This window comes from Serratia bockelmannii (genome assembly GCF_051803255.1).
GTDB classification, from domain to species: domain Bacteria; phylum Pseudomonadota; class Gammaproteobacteria; order Enterobacterales; family Enterobacteriaceae; genus Serratia; species Serratia bockelmannii.
The window spans coordinates 5,010,912-5,027,242 of the sequence record NZ_CP196512.1 but is presented as its reverse complement, the minus strand read 5'-3'; the positions used below and the strand labels follow the sequence as shown (position 1 = coordinate 5,027,242).

General features: G+C 61.2%; 14 protein-coding genes. 8 read left to right on the top strand and 6 right to left on the bottom strand.

Annotation, left to right across the window (positions count from 1 at the left end):
* Positions 1-4 precede the first annotated feature (4 nt).
* The 4 genes from ilvA (at position 5) to ACSJLU_RS23810 (ending at position 3,958) form a co-directional block, all read left to right on the top strand.
* On the top strand, positions 5-1,549 hold the full coding sequence (gene ilvA, locus ACSJLU_RS23825; protein WP_049294983.1) for a threonine ammonia-lyase, biosynthetic: 1,545 nt from the start codon (positions 5-7) through the stop codon (positions 1,547-1,549).
* 112 nt (positions 1,550-1,661) lie between these two features.
* Complete coding sequence (locus tag ACSJLU_RS23820) at positions 1,662-2,657, top strand: hypothetical protein (protein ID WP_025304642.1); 996 nt, start codon at positions 1,662-1,664, stop codon at positions 2,655-2,657.
* A complete protein-coding gene (locus tag ACSJLU_RS23815; protein WP_342094104.1) occupies positions 2,657-3,235 on the top strand; it encodes a hypothetical protein in 579 nt (192 codons plus the stop codon). Before ACSJLU_RS23820 ends, ACSJLU_RS23815 begins: the two co-directional genes overlap by 1 nt.
* 21 nt (positions 3,236-3,256) lie before the next feature.
* A complete protein-coding gene (locus ACSJLU_RS23810) occupies positions 3,257-3,958 on the top strand; it encodes a DUF2461 domain-containing protein (RefSeq protein WP_048326462.1) in 702 nt (233 codons plus the stop codon).
* A gap of 9 nt (positions 3,959-3,967) precedes the next feature.
* On the opposite strand, the gene ilvY is transcribed toward ACSJLU_RS23810, so the two are convergent.
* Entirely contained in the window at positions 3,968-4,858 is an 891-nt protein-coding gene (ilvY, locus tag ACSJLU_RS23805; protein WP_004929971.1) for an HTH-type transcriptional activator IlvY, read from the bottom strand.
* Positions 4,859-5,026: 168 nt separating this feature from the next.
* On the opposite strand from ilvY, the gene ilvC reads away from it, so the two are divergent.
* Positions 5,027-6,502, top strand: coding sequence for a ketol-acid reductoisomerase (gene ilvC / locus ACSJLU_RS23800; protein WP_025304638.1), 1,476 nt, complete (start codon positions 5,027-5,029; stop codon positions 6,500-6,502).
* 47 nt (positions 6,503-6,549) lie between these two features.
* Here the strand turns inward: ilvC and ACSJLU_RS23795 are convergent, their stop codons facing one another.
* Positions 6,550-7,251, bottom strand: coding sequence for a LuxR family transcriptional regulator (locus ACSJLU_RS23795; RefSeq protein WP_099817033.1), 702 nt, complete (start codon positions 7,249-7,251; stop codon positions 6,550-6,552).
* A 235-nt stretch (positions 7,252-7,486) separates the two neighbouring features.
* Positions 7,487-8,422, bottom strand: a complete 936-nt coding sequence (locus ACSJLU_RS23790) for a sugar kinase (RefSeq protein ID WP_167324677.1) — start codon at positions 8,420-8,422, stop codon at positions 7,487-7,489.
* A 238-nt stretch (positions 8,423-8,660) separates the two neighbouring features.
* Here ACSJLU_RS23790 and pdeH point away from each other — a divergent pair, with 238 nt between their 5' ends.
* On the top strand, positions 8,661-9,452 hold the full coding sequence (gene pdeH, locus ACSJLU_RS23785) for a cyclic-guanylate-specific phosphodiesterase (protein ID WP_025304635.1): 792 nt from the start codon (positions 8,661-8,663) through the stop codon (positions 9,450-9,452).
* 90 nt (positions 9,453-9,542) lie between these two features.
* Positions 9,543-11,582 (top strand): AsmA family protein, encoded by a 2,040-nt coding sequence (locus tag ACSJLU_RS23780; protein ID WP_049205996.1) that lies wholly within the window; start codon positions 9,543-9,545, stop codon positions 11,580-11,582.
* Here the strand turns inward: ACSJLU_RS23780 and ACSJLU_RS23775 are convergent, their stop codons facing one another.
* The 3 genes from ACSJLU_RS23775 to yhjD form a co-directional block, all read right to left on the bottom strand.
* Entirely contained in the window at positions 11,583-12,350 is a 768-nt protein-coding gene (locus tag ACSJLU_RS23775; protein WP_025304633.1) for a CDP-diacylglycerol diphosphatase, read from the bottom strand.
* 100 nt (positions 12,351-12,450) lie between these two features.
* Positions 12,451-13,773, bottom strand: a complete 1,323-nt coding sequence (locus tag ACSJLU_RS23770) for an MFS transporter (protein WP_016930463.1) — start codon at positions 13,771-13,773, stop codon at positions 12,451-12,453.
* Between the two features lie 328 nt (positions 13,774-14,101).
* Complete coding sequence (gene yhjD, locus ACSJLU_RS23765) at positions 14,102-15,121, bottom strand: inner membrane protein YhjD (protein ID WP_025304632.1); 1,020 nt, start codon at positions 15,119-15,121, stop codon at positions 14,102-14,104.
* 341 nt (positions 15,122-15,462) lie between these two features.
* Here yhjD and ACSJLU_RS23760 point away from each other — a divergent pair, with 341 nt between their 5' ends.
* Positions 15,463-16,329, top strand: coding sequence for a crotonase/enoyl-CoA hydratase family protein (locus ACSJLU_RS23760; RefSeq protein ID WP_025304631.1), 867 nt, complete (start codon positions 15,463-15,465; stop codon positions 16,327-16,329).
* The last annotated feature ends 2 nt before the right edge of the window (positions 16,330-16,331 follow it).

Here is a 16,331-nt window from a genome sequence, read left to right as displayed (position 1 = left end):
CAGCATGGCGGTCTCTCAACCCCTACCCAGCGCCCCCTGCGGCGCGGAATATCTGCGAGCTGTACTGCGCTCGCCGGTTTACGAGGTGGCGCAAGTCACCCCGTTGCAGGCCATGAGCAAAATCTCTTCGCGCCTCGGCAACACCATTTTGGTGAAGCGCGAAGATCGCCAGCCGGTGCACAGCTTCAAGCTGCGCGGGGCCTATGCGATGATCGCCGGGCTGGATGAAGAGCAGAAGGCGCGCGGCGTCGTGACGGCTTCGGCCGGCAACCACGCGCAGGGCGTCGCCTTCTCCGGTAAACGGCTGGGGATCAAAACGCTGATCGTGATGCCGGTGTCCACCGCGGACATCAAGGTGGATGCGGTGCGCGGCTTCGGCGGCGAAGTGTTGCTGCACGGCGCCAATTTCGACGAGGCCAAAGCGAAGGCAATCGAGCTTTCCCATCAGCAAGGCATGACTTTCGTGCCGCCGTTCGATCACCCGACGGTGATCGCCGGGCAGGGCACGCTGGCGATGGAGCTGTTGCAGCAAGACGCGCATTTGGATCGGGTCTTCGTACCGGTCGGCGGCGGCGGCTTGGCCGCCGGGGTGGCCGTGCTGATCAAACAGCTGATGCCGCAGATCAAAGTGATCGGCGTCGAAGCGGAAGACTCCGCCTGCCTGCGCGCGGCGCTGGATGCCGGCCATCCGGTGGATCTGGCGCGCGTCGGGCTGTTCGCCGAAGGCGTGGCGGTGAAGCGCATCGGCGACGAAACCTTCCGCCTGTGCCGTGAGTATCTGGACGACGTGATCACCGTGGACAGCGACGCCATCTGCGCGGCGGTCAAAGATCTGTTCGAGGACGTGCGCGCCATTGCCGAACCTTCCGGCGCGCTGGCTTTGGCGGGGCTGAAAAAGTACGTCCAGCAGCACAATATTCAGGGCGAGCGTCTGGCGCACGTGCTGTCCGGCGCCAACCTCAACTTCCACGGGCTGCGCTACGTTTCCGAGCGCTGCGAACTGGGCGAACAGCGCGAAGCGCTGCTGGCGGTGACCATTCCGGAACAGCAGGGCAGCTTCCTCAAGTTCTGCCAACTGCTGGGCGGCCGCTCGGTGACCGAATTCAACTACCGGTACGCCGATGCCGACAACGCCTGCATTTTCGTCGGCGTGCGGCTGACGCGCGGCCACGCCGAACGGCGGGAGATCATCGACGAACTCAACGCCGACGGTTACCAGGTGGTGGATCTGTCGGACGACGAGATGGCCAAGCTGCACGTGCGCTACATGGTGGGCGGGCGTCCGTCGAAGCCGCTGCGCGAACGGCTGTACAGCTTTGAGTTTCCGGAGTCGCCGGGCGCGCTGCTGAAGTTCCTGCAAACGCTGGGCACGCACTGGAACATTTCGCTGTTCCACTATCGCAGCCACGGTACCGACTTCGGCCGGGTGCTGGCGGCCTTCGAACTGGCGCAATCCGAGCCGGAATTCGAGCGGCACCTGCAGGCGCTGGGCTACGATTGCCACGATGAAACCGACAACCCGGCGTTCCGCTTCTTTTTGCAGGGGTGAGTCGGATTGATAAGTAACCGTGACGCATGAGTCAGTTTATGGGTTGCGCGGTTGTGATTTTGTCGTGCATTTTTATACTGCCAAAACTTCTGACGTATAGGGATGCACGACAATGAAAACTGCTTTTTCTACGCCGTTCGGTTCTCCCGAAGACGATTTGACCAACGCCGAGTTTGCCCGCCTGTTGGGCAATACCGGCGTACAAGAATTCTATCGCGATATTAATCTGCAAGCCTTGCAGGACTCGCTGGACTGCAGCCTCGCCTTTCATGGCGTGGGAATTATTTTTTCCGACGGGCAAAACTCATTTTTAGTCCGCCCGACGCAGCACACCGGTTACTCGAACGCTTCGCAGGTTACCCACGTGGTCATCAGCAAAACGGTGGCTCATACCTCGCGCGTTGCCGCGACCAATACGCTGTCGGAAGCGTTGAGCAAACCCAGCGTCAGCAAAGAGCTGGCCTCGGCCGCGCTGTCGTGTGGAACGCTGCTGGTATCGGTCTTTTTACTGGCGTCGGGCAGCGTCGCCGTGCCATTTACCGGCGGTACCAGCTCAGCGGTGGCTTATCTGGGCTATGCCGGCATGGCCGCCAGCGCGTTGCAGTGCGGTAATGGGCTGTACCGCGTCAACAAGCTTTATGACGGGAAAGGCGATGAATTGGCTCAGCTCGATTCAGAGCAGTGGTATATCGCCACCAGTACCGTGCTCGATGTGATCTCGCTGGCCAGCGCCGGGGCTGCCCTGAAGGAAGCGACGATGACCTATCGCGCCATGCGCCGCATTTCGGCGCGCAAGGCGACGGAGTGGCTGAAAAGCATGCCCCGCAGCGAAAGGAAGCGACTGACCGAAAACATCATTCGGGCGGAAAATCCGGGAATTTCCAACAACGTCTTGAAAGAGATGGTGAAGAACGGCCTGTACCCGAAACGCTACCCGACGGAAGCGATCCAAAACGGGCTGCGCCAGCAATTGCACTCGGCGCTCAATAACGCGTTGACGTTTGTCGGCAGCGGCATCAGCGGCACCCTGTCGGCGCCGGTGAATGTGAAAACCACCGGGCAGTATTTTGTGGGCATTATGCAGAAATTGCCGCAGATGGTGAGGTAATGGCGGAGTGGATGATTAAACGCCTGATCGTGCAGGGTCGGGAGATGGAAAGCCAAATCGCGGCGCGCGATCGCGCACTTTTCGCCGGTGTGGATGCGCAGCTCGAGCAGCATTTCATGACGCCGGGCCAGCGGCTGTCGCCGCCGGGCGTCGGCAATGTCATGTTGCTGATGGTGTGCCTGACGCTGGGGCTGGCGGGCGTGATGGGTCTGGTCACGGATGTGGCGGCCGCCTGGAGCGGCAAGACCTCCGCCGCCGTGTTGATGGGCTGCGGCGCGATCGTGGCGGTGTGGATGACGTTGATCCTGTTCCAACTGGTGCAGGGTAAAAACAGCGGGGTGGTATTGTTGCAATATTACCTTGGCATGCTCGGTCTGTGTTGCCTCGGCGCCGCGGCGGCGTGGGCGGCGGGCATGACCGGGATCGCCACCGGCGCCCTGCTGCTGGGGGGCGTGGTTGGCGGTGCGCTGTTCAGCAACCGGGCGGCGTTCTACCTGTATGTCGCCTATTTCCGCACGCGTCGGCGCGTGTTTATCAAACGCCGTTGGCAGAGGGAAGATCTGCGCAACACCCGATAAACCGTCAGAACGGAAAAACTTATGACGCAACCTTTCTCCGGCTTTAGCCAGCAGGGCCTGAATTTCCTGCAGCAGGTGCGGATCGAGAACGATAAGGCGTGGTTCGACGGCAATCGCGACATCTACGATCGCGAGCTGCTGGCGCCGTTTCGCGCGCTGGTGGAGCAACTGGCTCCCGGCATGCTGGCGATCGACCCGCAGTTCGAGACCCGCCCGGCGATCGGCAAAACGCTGTCGCGCATTCATCGCGATACGCGGTTTTCTCACGATAAATCGCGCTACCGCAGCCGCATGTGGCTGACGTTCAAGCGCCCGAGTAAAGACTGGAAAGACGCGCCGGTCTACTTTTTCGAACTGGGGCCGGACATGCTGCGCTATGGGCTCGGCTACTACAGCGCCAACAAGCCGACCATGGATCTGTTCCGCCATACGCTGAGGCAGCGGCCGCAGCCTTTCCTGGAGGTGGCCGCCTGCTGCCGGCCGCCGTTCGAGCTGGTGGGCGAGAGCTACAAGCGCCCGCTGGTGAAGGAACAGGCGGCTGAGATCGCCACCTGGTACAACCGCAAGTCGTTTGCGGTGATGGTGACGGACAGCGAAGTGGAAAAGCTGTTCAACGCCGATCTGGCGCCGCTGCTGGCCGGGGCATTTTTGCAGCTTGAGCCGCTCTACCACTGGTTGATGCAGGTAGAGACGATGAAGCAGATCGATCCGGCGGACCTTTGAAACCCCGCGTCAGCGAGGATGCAGCAACCGCCAAAAGGCGTCGATCAACGGATCGCTGAGGCGCTTTTTCTGAACGCAGACCCCCAGTTCAAACGGTTCGACCATCGAGATGTTATCCAGCTGCGAGATGCGGTTACGTACCGGCTCCGGGCTGTTGTCCACCACCACGCTTGGGATCAGCGCGATGCCGCAGCCCAGGGCCACCATCGACACGATGGCCTCGTGGCCGCCGACGGTAGCGTAAATCAGCGGATTGCTGATGCGATGGCGGCGGAACCACAGCTCGATGCGTTTTCGCGAGGGGCCGTGCTCCGGCAGGATGAACGGGATCTCGGCCCAGTCGGGCTTGTCGGCGAACGCCTGGCTGCGCACCGCACAGGGCAGCGCCGGCGCGATCAGCACTAGCGGAATTTCGCCGATTTTGGTGAACGCCACGCTGGCGGGCAGCGTTTCCGGCCGGCCGGCGATGCCGAGATCGGCCTCGTTGGATTGCACCTTGTCGACCGCGTCGGCGGCGTCGCCGGTGGTCAGCTTGATCTCTACCAGCGGGTGCTGCGCGCGGAAGCGGTCGAGGATCGGCGGCAGGTGGCTGTACGCCGCGGTCACCGAGCAGAACAGCCGCAGTTCGCCGCTCAGCGAAGGGCCGTGCTGGCCGAGCGAGTGCTTCAGCTGCTGATACTGCAGCAGCGTTTGCTGGGCGAATTCTTTCAGCTGTTCGCCGGCGTCGGTGAGCTGCACGGTGCGGTTATCGCGCAGGAACAGCGGCTGCCCGAGGATCTCTTCCAGCCGCTGGATCTGGCGGGAGAGCGTCGACGGGCTGACGTGCATCGCCTTGGCGGTGCGCCCGAAGTGATGGCTTTCGGCCAGATGCAGGAACAGCTTTAAATCACGTAAATCCATATCGATACGCTCGCAGTGAGAGTGTTGCAAAAATTGCAATGTCACGTTCTCAATATATCAATTTAAGCAACGCATTTCCTGTTATACATTGAGTTTAACGAATCTCCGCACAGACAGGGCGGGGAATGAAAATAACAATGCAAGACAACATCAAACCGGAGTACCACCATGGCTAACTATTTCAACACATTGAACCTGCGTCAGCAGTTGGCGCAATTGGGTAAATGCCGCTTTATGGCGCGCGACGAATTTGCTGACGAAGCCGGCTACCTGAAAGGTAAAAAAGTGGTGATTGTCGGCTGTGGCGCCCAGGGCCTGAACCAGGGGCTGAACATGCGCGATTCCGGTCTGGATGTCGCCTATGCCCTGCGCAAAGAAGCGATCGACGAGAAGCGCGCTTCCTGGCGCAAGGCGACCGAAAACGGCTTTAAGGTCGGCACCTACGAAGACCTGATCCCGCAGGCGGATCTGGTGGTCAACCTGACGCCGGACAAGCAGCACTCTTCCGTAGTGCGTGCGGTGCAGCCACTGATGAAAGACGGCGCGGCGTTGGGTTACTCCCACGGCTTCAACATCGTTGAAGTGGGCGAGCAGGTGCGCAAAGACATCACCGTGGTGATGGTCGCGCCGAAGTGTCCGGGCACCGAAGTGCGTGAAGAGTACAAGCGCGGCTTCGGCGTGCCGACCCTGATTGCGGTTCACCCGGAAAACGATCCGAAAGGCGAAGGCATGGCGATCGCCAAGGCCTGGGCGGCGGCGACCGGCGGCCACCGCGCCGGCGTGCTGGAGTCTTCCTTCGTCGCTGAAGTGAAATCCGATTTGATGGGCGAGCAGACTATTCTGTGCGGCATGCTGCAGGCGGGTTCGCTGCTGTGCTTCGACAAGCTGGTTGCTGAGGGCACCGATCCGGCTTACGCCGAGAAACTGATTCAGTTCGGCTGGGAAACCATCACCGAAGCGCTGAAGCAGGGCGGTATCACCCTGATGATGGATCGCCTGTCCAACCCGGCCAAGCTGCGTGCCTATGCGCTGTCCGAACAGCTGAAAACCATCATGGCACCGCTGTTCCAGAAGCATATGGACGACATCATCTCCGGCGCTTTCTCCAGCGGCATGATGGCCGACTGGGCGGAAGACGACGTGAAACTGCTGACCTGGCGCGAAGAGACCGGCAAAACCGCGTTCGAGAATGCGCCGCAGTTTGAAGGCAAGATCGGTGAACAAGAGTACTTCGATCATGGCGTGCTGATGGTGGCGATGGTGAAAGCAGGCGTCGAGCTGGCGTTCGAAACCATGGTCGATGCCGGTATCATCGAAGAGTCGGCTTACTACGAGTCACTGCACGAGCTGCCGTTGATCGCCAACACCATTGCGCGTAAGCGTCTGTATGAAATGAACGTGGTCATCTCCGATACCGCGGAGTACGGCAACTACCTGTTCGCCAACGCGGCGGTGCCGTTGCTGAAAGACTTCATGACCACTCTGCAGGCGGGCGATTTGGGCAAAGCCGTGGCGGGTACGGCGGTGGACAACGCGCAACTGCGCGACGTGAATGAAGCGGTGCGCAGCCACCCTATCGAAACCGTTGGCCGTAAACTGCGTGGCTACATGACTGACATGAAACGCATCGCCGTCGCGGGCTGATTTTCCGCAAGGCAAAGCACAAAGAGCCGGCAGCGATGCCGGCTTTTTTATGCTTCCGGCGGTGCGATAAGCTGCCGCTCGAGACAGCGCCGGATCGCGTGTTTGGCGTTCGTGACCCCCAGCTTACGCACCGCATTGCCGATGTGAAACTTCACCGTACGGGTTTTGATCCCCAGGATCAGTGCGATCTCATGGTAGGTTTTGCCCTGGCTGGCCCAGTAGAGGATCTCCCCTTCGCGCGGCGAGAGCCGGTCTGTCCGGCTCGCCTCGGCGCTGGCCAAGGCCAGGGCGTGCTGGTGGGTATCGACCAATACCATCTGCAGGCTGGCCCTCTCGTCTTCCATCAGCTGCCGCAGATCGGCGTCATCGGCCGCCGTGGCGCTGATCGACAGGATCGCCAGGTTGTTGTCGTGATCGTGCAAAACAAAGCTGCAGCCGTGCACGATGTCGTATTCCCGCGCCTGGCTGAAGATCTTCCGGTAATGCCGATCCTCGGTGGTGACGGGGGTGTCGTGCCACATGAAGGGCGCGCAGCGGCTATGGGCGGCGCGCACGACGGGATCGATGCGCTGATAACGATTGGCGCTGTAGATGTCCAGCCATTCTTGCGGGTAGCTTGAGACCAGCAGATGGCGATCGGGACGGTGTTTATTGAAGGTCAAATAAGCGTATTTGAATTGGCTGAAGGCGTGCAGTCGGCCGTCAAGATGCAGTCTTGCGGCGACGGCGTTGGCGAATGCGACGGCCATCGGTAACCTCCCTGTCGTTCGGCGATTCAGCCCGACCTGCACCAAAGTCCAGCTAGTCAGTGCGGCGGATTGAAATTTATACTCGGCTAATAAATTCAAAAAGTCGGCAATGCCAAGACCTGAGCTTAGCAGTTCTGGGTATCAATAAGCCAACGCCAGGGAAATTCTTCAATCATCCTCTCATCAATACGTCTGGGAGCCATCGCGCCGGCGGCGAGGTCACCTCGCCGTCGTCTTATTGGTTGGGCATCGCTGCTGCGGGAATGATGGCGCCGCGATGTTGGATCACCGATGCGGCGAGCAGATGGCCGCGCTGCGCCGCCTGCTGGGCGCTGCCGCCGTTCAGGCGTACCGCCAGGTAACCGGCGCTGAAAGAGTCGCCTGCTGCGGTGGTATCCACCACGCGCTCCGGCGGCAGTGCGATCGCCGGTACCTCAAGCCGCTCTCCCTCCACGCTGAACACCAGACAGGCATCCGCGCCGCGTTTGATAACGATCTCGCCGACGCCGAGCGCCTGTGTGCGTGCCACCACCTGTTCAACCGGCTGTGCTCCCCACAGCAACGCTTCGTCATCCAGCGTCAGGAAGGCGATGTCGGTGCAGGCCAGCACCTCGCGGTAGGCCAGCTGCGTTTCCTCACGGCTTTGCCACAGGCGCGGACGGTAGTTGTTGTCGAAGATAACCTGGCCGCCGTTGGCGCGGCAGCGGCGCAACAGCGCCAGCAGCTTCGTGCGGTCGGCAGGCGCGAGGATCGCCAGGCTAATGCCGCTGAGATACAGGTAATCGAACTGCGCCAGCCGGGCACACAGTGCGTCGGCCTGCGGTCCCGCAAGCCAATACCGGGCGGCGGCGTCGTTGCGCCAGTAGTAAAAGGTGCGTTCGCCGGCGGCGTCGGTTTCGATCACGTACAGGCCCGGCAGTTTGTTGTCCAACTGCTGAATCAACCCGGTTTCGATGTTCTCCTGCCGCCAGGCCAGCAGCATCTCGCCGCTGAAGCTGTCGGTGCCGAGTGCGGTGACGTAATGTACCTGCAGCGTCTGTTCCGGCATTTGGCGGGCAAGGTAGACGGCGGTGTTGAGGGTATCGCCGCCAAAGCCGCGCGTCAGCTGTGCGCCCTGCTGTGACAGCTCGATCATGCATTCGCCGATCACGGCGAGATTTCGGATAGTCATCGTCAATAAGCCCTGGCTAAAGAAGAAGCAACAGCCGCCAGTCTCCACGTAAGGCGGTCAGGGAGTCAATAAATTAAAACAGTGTTTTAATTTTTTATGATCGCGATCGACCAACGCCAACAGGGTGAAGAGGAAAGCCTGCGGTAATTCGTGCTTAAAGTTTTACGCGGCGCGGCCGATAAGCTGGGTAAAGAAACAGCGGCAGCGCTCTCACTTCCCCGCCACGGCGATAGTACCGATGATAACCAACCTGATCTCGGGTCTGCTGGCGCCCTGTTTTGCCCTCTATGCCTGCGCCAAATCGCGGCGCTACTGGCGGCAATGCCGGCGCTTGTATACCTTCCAGCCGATTTATCGCACCAGCGGCGCGTTGCTGGCGGTGGAACTGCTGACGGCGGTGTATCACCCAAATGAGCCGGGCAAACGGCAATCCCCGGAACAGTATTTTGCCTCGCTCGGCGTCGCCCAGCGTTTGCGGGTGATCCAGGAGCAGTTGGCGCTGTTGCAGCGCTGGCAGGCGTTGTTCATTCGCCACGCGGTGATGGTGTCGGTCAATATCGATGGTATGGCGCTGCAAGCGTTGCAGCGTCATGACGCGTTGCAACGGCAGATCGCCGAGATGCCCTACCTGCGCTTCGAGCTGGTGGAGCAAGCCGCAACGGCGTCAAACCGCCCGTTACAGCAGATCGTCGGCGGCGAACGGTTGTGGCTGGACGATTTCGGCAGCGGGCTGGCCAACTTCTCCGCCGTCGGCGCCTGGCGCTATCAATACATCAAGGTGGCGCGCGAATTGTTCACCTTGCTCAAACAGTCGGAAGAGGGCGTACAGCTGCTCGGCACCCTGATCAAGATGATGAACCAGCACAGCGACGGGGTGATCGTCGAAGGCGTGGAAACCGAGCAGGAATGGCGGCTGGTGCAGCGTTCCGGCGCGTTGGCCGCGCAGGGCTACTATCTTTCCCGCCCGGCGTGCTTTGAAACTTTACACAGCGTACCGACGCTGTTTGCCGCGCCCGGCGCGCCGGCGTGAACTCCGGCCTATCCTCAGCTAGGCTTAAACGGGGCTGCTCATTCCTTTTCCTTTCATTCGGCAGCCCGGTTTATGTGCTGAGGGAGCCCTATGACAAGAACAGGAAAGGTTTTCAGCTGGCTGGGCGGCATTGTGCTGCTGGTGCTCGCCGCGCTGGCGATCTTCATCGCCACCTTCGACTGGAATCGACTCAAGCCTACCATCAACGACAAGGTGTCGGCCGAACTGCGGCGGCCCTTCGCCATCCGCGGCGATCTGGGCGTCGACTGGTCGCGTAACCCGGATGAGGGCGGCTGGCGCGCCTGGGTGCCCTGGCCGCATATTCACGCCGAAGACGTGTGGTTGGGTAATCCGAAAAACATCCCCGGCGACAGCATGGTGACGCTGCAGCGCGTCGACGCCAGCATCGCACCGCTGGCGCTGCTGAGGAAAGAACTGCTGATCCCGCGCATCTGGCTCAAGCAGCCGAATGCGTCGTTGCAACGCCTGGCCAACGGCGACAACAACTGGACGTTTGACCTGGCCGGCGGCCAGGATCCCAAGCAGCCGCCTTCCGCCTGGTCGTTCACTGTGCACGATATCGTGTTCGACAAGGGACAGATCGCCTTTAAAGACGCCACGCTGAAGGCGGATTTCCGCGCCGTTATCGATCCGCTCGGCAAACCGCTGCCGTTCAGTGAAGTGACCGGCAAACAGAGCGGCGGCAAGGTCGCTACACCCGATTATGTTTTCGGCTGGCAAGTGAAAGGCAAATATAACGGCGAACCGCTGAGCGGCAGCGGCAAGATCGGCGGCATGCTGTCACTGCAGAGCGCCGATCTGCCGTTCCCGCTGCAGGCCGACGTGCGCTCCGGCAGCACCCGGGTGGCGGTGGCGGGCACCTTGTCCGATCCGCTGAACCTCGGCGGCCTGGACGTGCAGCTGAAATTTTCCGGTGAAAGCCTGGGCAATCTCTATGGCCTGACCGGCGTGCTGCTGCCGAACACGCCGCCGTATGCGACCGATGGCCATCTGATTGCCCGCCTGCACCAGCCGGGCGGCGCCGTGTTCGAATATCAGAAATTCGACGGCAAAATCGGCGACAGCGACATTCATGGCGACTTGAAATACGTTGCCGCTAAACCGCGGCCGACGCTGAGTGGCGCGGTGAGCTCCCGGCAGCTGAGGCTGGCGGATCTGGCGCCGCTGATCGGCGCGGATTCCAACGCTGCCAAAGCCGGCCGCGGCGAGAAGAGCCGCCAGCCGGCGGATAAGGTGCTGCCGGTTGAACAGTTCGATACGCAAAGCTGGAGCAAGATGGATGCGGACGTGAAGTTTGCCGCCGCGCGCATCGAGCGCGGCAGCGATTTACCGCTGAGCGATCTGGCCACGCACCTGAAGCTGAACAATGGCGAGTTGCGTCTGGATCCGCTGCGCTTCGGCATGGCGGGCGGCAGCCTGAACGCCGTGGTGCGCCTCGACGGCGGCAAAAAGCCGATGCGCGGCCAGGTAGATATGCACGCGCGCAAACTCCAGCTCAAACAGCTATTGCCTAACGTGGCGGCGATGAAGCGCAGCCTCGGGCAGATGAACGGCGACGCGAGGCTGACGGGCAGCGGTAATTCAGTGGCCGAGCTGCTGGCGACCAGCAACGGCGATCTGCGCCTGCTGATCAATAACGGGGTGATCAGCCGTAGCCTGATGGAGATCCTCGGTCTGAACGTCGGCAACTATCTGGTGGCGCAATTGTTCGGTGACGACGTGGTAGGCATCAACTGCGCGGCGGCGGACGTCGGCATCCGCAGCGGCGTCGCCGCGCCGCGGCTGTTCGTGTTCGACACCGAGAACGCGGTGATCAACATCACCGGTAACACTAACCTCGCCACAGAGCGGCTGGATTTATCCATCGATCCGGAAAGCAAGGGGATGCGCGTGCTGACCCTGCGATCGCCGCTGTACGTGAAAGGCACCTTCAAGCACCCGGACGCCGGGGTGAAAGCCGGGCCGCTGATCGCGCGCGGCGCGGCGGCGGTGGCGTTGGGGGCGGTGCTGACGCCGGCGGCGGCGCTGCTGGCGCTGGTCTCGCCCAGTGAAGGCGGCGAGGAGAACCAGTGCGGGCAGATCCTGCGGGAGATGAAAGGCAAAAAATAATCAGGCGCGCGGCGGTGGCGTAAGCAGCCGGCAGTCGTGATCCTGGATCTCTTCCGCCGAGGCCAGGGTGAACGGCAGCAGGCTGCGCTCGGTCGCCAGCAGCAGGAAATCGCCGTCCGGCAGCGCGGTCATCGCCAGGCCGAAGCTGCCCATGCGCCCGTCGGCGCGCGGCAGGCCGGCAGCCAACAGGCGGAAGGCGCCCTGTTGCTCCAGCTCGGCAGGGGTTACCCGCCGCCCCAGATAGTCATGTCCCAACAGGCCGCCGGGCAGCGGTTGCCATTGCTCGATGAAATCGGGGCCGATCTGCGCCAAGCGCTGTTTTACCGCCGGCAACAGGCAGGAGATATGAATGTGCAGCTGGTTTTGCGTGCGGCCATATTCCGAATTGATGGCCAGTGAAATATCACCGTCGTCGATGGGTTTGCCATAGCGTTCCGCCATCACGTGGCGCGCGCGCCAGGCCTGGGCGAAGAAATTCGGCGTGGCGGCATCCAGCACCGCCGGGCTTTCTATCCCGGTGATTTTGGCGCTGGGCATCAGCAGGTATTGCAGCGGTCCGTTGCGATCTTTAAACACCACGAAGCCGGCCTGCACATCCACCTGCTTGCAGGGCGCCGGGTTGTCATGCGCTTGCTGATTGGGCAGACATTGCTGGCTGACGATGCGCCACAGCGCATCGGGATGGTCGGGCTTCAACCCGTAATAGAGCGCGATGGCGAGAGCCGCCAGCAGCGCAACGCAGACAAATACCCCACGACGCAGAGACATCGGCCGATCCTGTTACCGAGATAAACATCCAGCATAGCCCGGTTTTATGACAGGAAACGAACAACGCGTGCGGCCCCCGCAGTGAGGGGGCCGCAGGGGATCACAGCGACTGGTGGCGGGTTTCTTTCATCAACAGCAGAGCCAGTAGCGTCAACCCGGCCATTGCCGCCAGGTACATGCCGACGTAGAACAGCCCGTAGTGGGCCGCTAGCCAGGTGGCGATATAAGGCGCCACGGACGCGCCGAGAATAGACGCGACGTTGTAGGAGAACGATGCGCCGGTATAGCGCACTTCGGTCGGGAACAGCTCCGGCAGCAGCGCGCCCATCGGGCCAAAGGTCAGCCCCATGATGCTCAGGCCGCACAGCAGGAAGCCCATCACCAGCGCCTGGTTGCCGGAACCCAGCAGGGTCGGGAACAGGAACGCGAAGCCGATCATCAGCAGGGTAATGGCGATCATGGTCTTGCGACGGCCGAACGCGTCCGCCAGCAGGCCGGCGATGGGCACCATCACGCCGAAACCGATCACCGCCACCATCAGCATCCACAGGAAGCTGTTGCGGGAGTAACCGAGCCCCAGCGGCTGCGGCGCAGTGCCGTAGGTCATCGAATAGACCGTCATCAGATAAAACAGCGTGTAGGTCGCCAGCATGATGAAGGTGCCGAGGATGGTGGCTTTCAGATGCTTGCTCAGCAGCGTGCCGAGCGGCACTTTCACCTGTTTGCCGGCCTTGGCCGCTTTGGCGAACACCGGCGTTTCATGCAATGACACCCGGACGTACAGGCCAATCAGCACCAATGCGGCGGAGAGGATGAACGGCACGCGCCAGCCCCATTCCATAAATTGCTGGTCGCTCAGCAGCCACGAGAGCAGCAGGAAGGTGCCGTTGGCGAAGAAGAAGCCGATCGGGGCGCCCAACTGGGGGAAGGAGCCGTACAGCGCACGTTTTTTGGCCGGCGCGTTCTCCGTCGCCAGCAAGGCGGCGCCGCCCCATTCGCCGCCCAGCCCCAGGCCCTGCCCGAAGCGCGCCAGCGCCAGCAGGATAGGGGCGAAGATGCCGATGGTTTCATAGCTCGGCAGCAGGCCGATCAGCACGGTGGAAATCCCCATGGTCAGCAGCGAGGCGACCAGCGTCACCTTGCGCCCCACGCGATCGCCGAAGTGGCCGAACAGCGCAGAGCCGATAGGGCGCGCGACAAAGGCGACGGCGAAGGTGGCCAGCGACTGCAGCGTCGCGGTGGTCGGGTCGCCCTGCGGGAAGAAGATGTGCGGGAACACGATCACCGCGGCGGTGGCGTAGATGTAAAAGTCGAAGAACTCGATGGCGGTGCCGACCAGCGAGGCGACGATGACTTTCCCGCGGGAATTCACCGGTGTAGACGCGTCGTCGGCGTCGAGTGGGGGTGCGATGGTGGCTTGCATAATATTTCTTATTGTTGGAAGGGGTAAAAATCCATCTTAGTGACAGCATTCGGCCTTTTCAACGCGGGAACTTTGGGCTGCGCCGCCACTAACCGGTTAAAAAGACTAATGTTTTACCGGGCTTCTTTTCTGCAGCGTTAAACGTTGAGAAATGGGTTTCATACAGAGGGAATGGCTGTAAAAACGGGAAAGAAAAGTGAATGGGTAGTTTGTTATGCTGGTTTTCCGAATGCCATGCCGCATGATTTAGAGGGATTGACTGGATTTTTGCTTATTAACCAGAGGAAAGTGCCGGCGTGTGCGATAACACCGGCACGATTGCATGGCTTCAGGGGGCCGGTGGCTCGCGTTCCGGCAAGGCTTTGTCGCCTTTGTAGTCGGCGGTAGCGATCCAGGCGGCACAAAACAGCGTCAAACGGGCGAAGAAGTAGAAGAACGCCATCAGCCCGATCACCGAGCCGAAGGCCGCGCCGGAAGGCGATTTCGCCACCTGCGGCAGCGTCATCGTCATCACGAACTTGATCACCTCAAATCCGATGGCGGCGAGCAAGGTACCGCGCAGCAGCGCTTTTTTCTTCGGTTTGTGGCGCGGCAGCATCCAGAAAATCCACAGGAACAGCAGATAGTTGGCGAAAATCGAGATCGACAGCGCGATCGTCGTCAACGCCGGCCGCAGCCATTCGATGCCGTCCAACCCCAGCGCGTTGACGATCGCCGCCTGTGCCGATCCGGCGACCGAGGTCAGCGACAGCGTAATGATCAGCGCGACCACCAGGCCGGTCAGCGAGATGAAGTCGCGGGTGTACTTGAAATAGATTTTCTCCTGATCCTGCGGATTGCGCTCCCAGACGTCACGCGACTGTGCGCGGATCGCCTCGCGCAGGTTGCCCATCCAACTGATGCCGGAATAGAGCGCCAGCGCCAGACCGGTCAACCCCACGGTGGTACGCTGCTGAATGGCGGTGTTGACGGTGTTCTTCAGCGTGCTGGCCAGCGTCGGATCGCTGATGCTGCCGACGATCCGGTTGATCAATCGGGCCAGCAGATCCGGGTTGGAGGCCAGCACGAAACCGGCGGCGGCGAATGACACCATCAGGATCGGGATCAGCGAGAGGAATGAAAAATAGGTGATGGCGGCGCCGAACTGGCTACCCAGCCGATCGTTAAAGCGTTCGGCCGCGCGCAGCAGGTGCGCAACGCTCGGCCAGGCTTTGATGCGTTCAATCAGACGTGAAAAACCACCAATGCGGCGGTCGAGGGTCTCATGGCCGGTCTTGATGGCGATAAGCGGCTTCGGCGGCGTGTCTTGTGCGGGCTGGCGGCGTTCCTGGTCTGGTCCTGTAGGCATTACTTCACGATTTCCTTAACGTTAAACGGCATGTATCCGTATTGATTATAGCCAAAGCCTCGCGGCGTTTTGAGCGCCGGGACGGCAAACGGTCAATTTCCGAGCTTAACGCGTTAGCGCCTGGCATGAAATGCCGACGATGGCGCGATAGGTAAAATTCCTATGAAAAGCCCGTGGCGCCTCGGTTTTTTTCACTTCCCTACCTCCAATTTTTATCTGTTTCGTCGGCGAGAAAGCGTTTACTCATGATGTGGCGTCGCGCTTTACCGACCGCCGCTCCGCTGCAGCCGTAGGGGCTGGAACGGTCTCATCCGTCATCAACAGAAAAACTGGAAGGTCTTATGAAATTGCTTAATCACCCCACCTGCCGTCCGTTTACCGAAGCGGGCAATCTGTCGCAGCTTTCCGCCTACTATGAAGAGGAGAGGCATATCATGTGGATGCTGCTGCGCGCTGCGCCGCGCCCCTGCTTCAACCAGGCGCTGATCGAAGACATCATGACGCTGGCGCAGGCGGCGAAGGAGTCTTCGCTGCGATTCGATTTCTGGGTCACCGGCTCGCTGGTGCCGAACATGTTCAACGTCGGCGGCGATCTGCAGTTCTTCGCCGAAGCGATCAAAAACCGCAGGCGCGAGGCGATGATGGCCTACGCACGGGCCTGCATCGACTGTGTGCATGCCGCTGCGCGCGGTTTCGACACCGGCGCGGTCAGCATTGCCATGGTTGAAGGTAGCGCGCTGGGCGGTGGCTTTGAAGCAGCGCTGGCGCACCATTTCGTGTTGGCGCAGAACAATGCGCGCATGGGGTTCCCGGAGATCGCGTTCAACCTGTTTCCCGGCATGGGCGGTTACTCGCTGGTGGCGCGCAAGGCGGGCATGCGCTTGGCTGAGGAGCTGATTTGGGGCGGCGAGTCGCACACCGCAGAGTGGTTCGAGAGCCGCGGGCTGGTGGATCAGCTGTTCCAGCCCGGCGATGCCTATATGGCGACGCGCACTTTCATCGATACCATCCGGCCGAAGCTCAACGGCATGCGCGCCATGCTGCGGGCGCGTCAGCGCGTATTGCAACTGACGCGTTCCGAGCTGATGGATATTACCGAGGATTGGGTCCACTCGGCCTTCACCATTGAGGAAAAAGATCGCGCCTACATCGAGCGGCTGGTGATGTTGCAGGATCGCCACACCCTGAACCTGCGTCGTGCCGGCTAACG

What these genes read in the sequence shown, in the direction of transcription:
- ilvA (WP_049294983.1), top strand. Translation starts at nt 5, where the DNA reads ATGGCGGTCTCTCAACCCCTACCCAGCGCCCCCTGCGGCGCGGAATAT.
- ACSJLU_RS23820 (WP_025304642.1), top strand. Translation starts at nt 1,662, where the DNA reads ATGAAAACTGCTTTTTCTACGCCGTTCGGTTCTCCCGAAGACGATTTG.
- ACSJLU_RS23815 (WP_342094104.1), top strand. Translation starts at nt 2,657, where the DNA reads ATGGCGGAGTGGATGATTAAACGCCTGATCGTGCAGGGTCGGGAGATG.
- ACSJLU_RS23810 (WP_048326462.1), top strand. Translation starts at nt 3,257, where the DNA reads ATGACGCAACCTTTCTCCGGCTTTAGCCAGCAGGGCCTGAATTTCCTG.
- ilvY (WP_004929971.1), bottom strand. Translation starts at nt 4,858, where the DNA reads ATGGATTTACGTGATTTAAAGCTGTTCCTGCATCTGGCCGAAAGCCAT.
- ilvC (WP_025304638.1), top strand. Translation starts at nt 5,027, where the DNA reads ATGGCTAACTATTTCAACACATTGAACCTGCGTCAGCAGTTGGCGCAA.
- ACSJLU_RS23795 (WP_099817033.1), bottom strand. Translation starts at nt 7,251, where the DNA reads ATGGCCGTCGCATTCGCCAACGCCGTCGCCGCAAGACTGCATCTTGAC.
- ACSJLU_RS23790 (WP_167324677.1), bottom strand. Translation starts at nt 8,422, where the DNA reads ATGACTATCCGAAATCTCGCCGTGATCGGCGAATGCATGATCGAGCTG.
- pdeH (WP_025304635.1), top strand. Translation starts at nt 8,661, where the DNA reads ATGATAACCAACCTGATCTCGGGTCTGCTGGCGCCCTGTTTTGCCCTC.
- ACSJLU_RS23780 (WP_049205996.1), top strand. Translation starts at nt 9,543, where the DNA reads ATGACAAGAACAGGAAAGGTTTTCAGCTGGCTGGGCGGCATTGTGCTG.
- ACSJLU_RS23775 (WP_025304633.1), bottom strand. Translation starts at nt 12,350, where the DNA reads ATGTCTCTGCGTCGTGGGGTATTTGTCTGCGTTGCGCTGCTGGCGGCT.
- ACSJLU_RS23770 (WP_016930463.1), bottom strand. Translation starts at nt 13,773, where the DNA reads ATGCAAGCCACCATCGCACCCCCACTCGACGCCGACGACGCGTCTACA.
- yhjD (WP_025304632.1), bottom strand. Translation starts at nt 15,121, where the DNA reads ATGCCTACAGGACCAGACCAGGAACGCCGCCAGCCCGCACAAGACACG.
- ACSJLU_RS23760 (WP_025304631.1), top strand. Translation starts at nt 15,463, where the DNA reads ATGAAATTGCTTAATCACCCCACCTGCCGTCCGTTTACCGAAGCGGGC.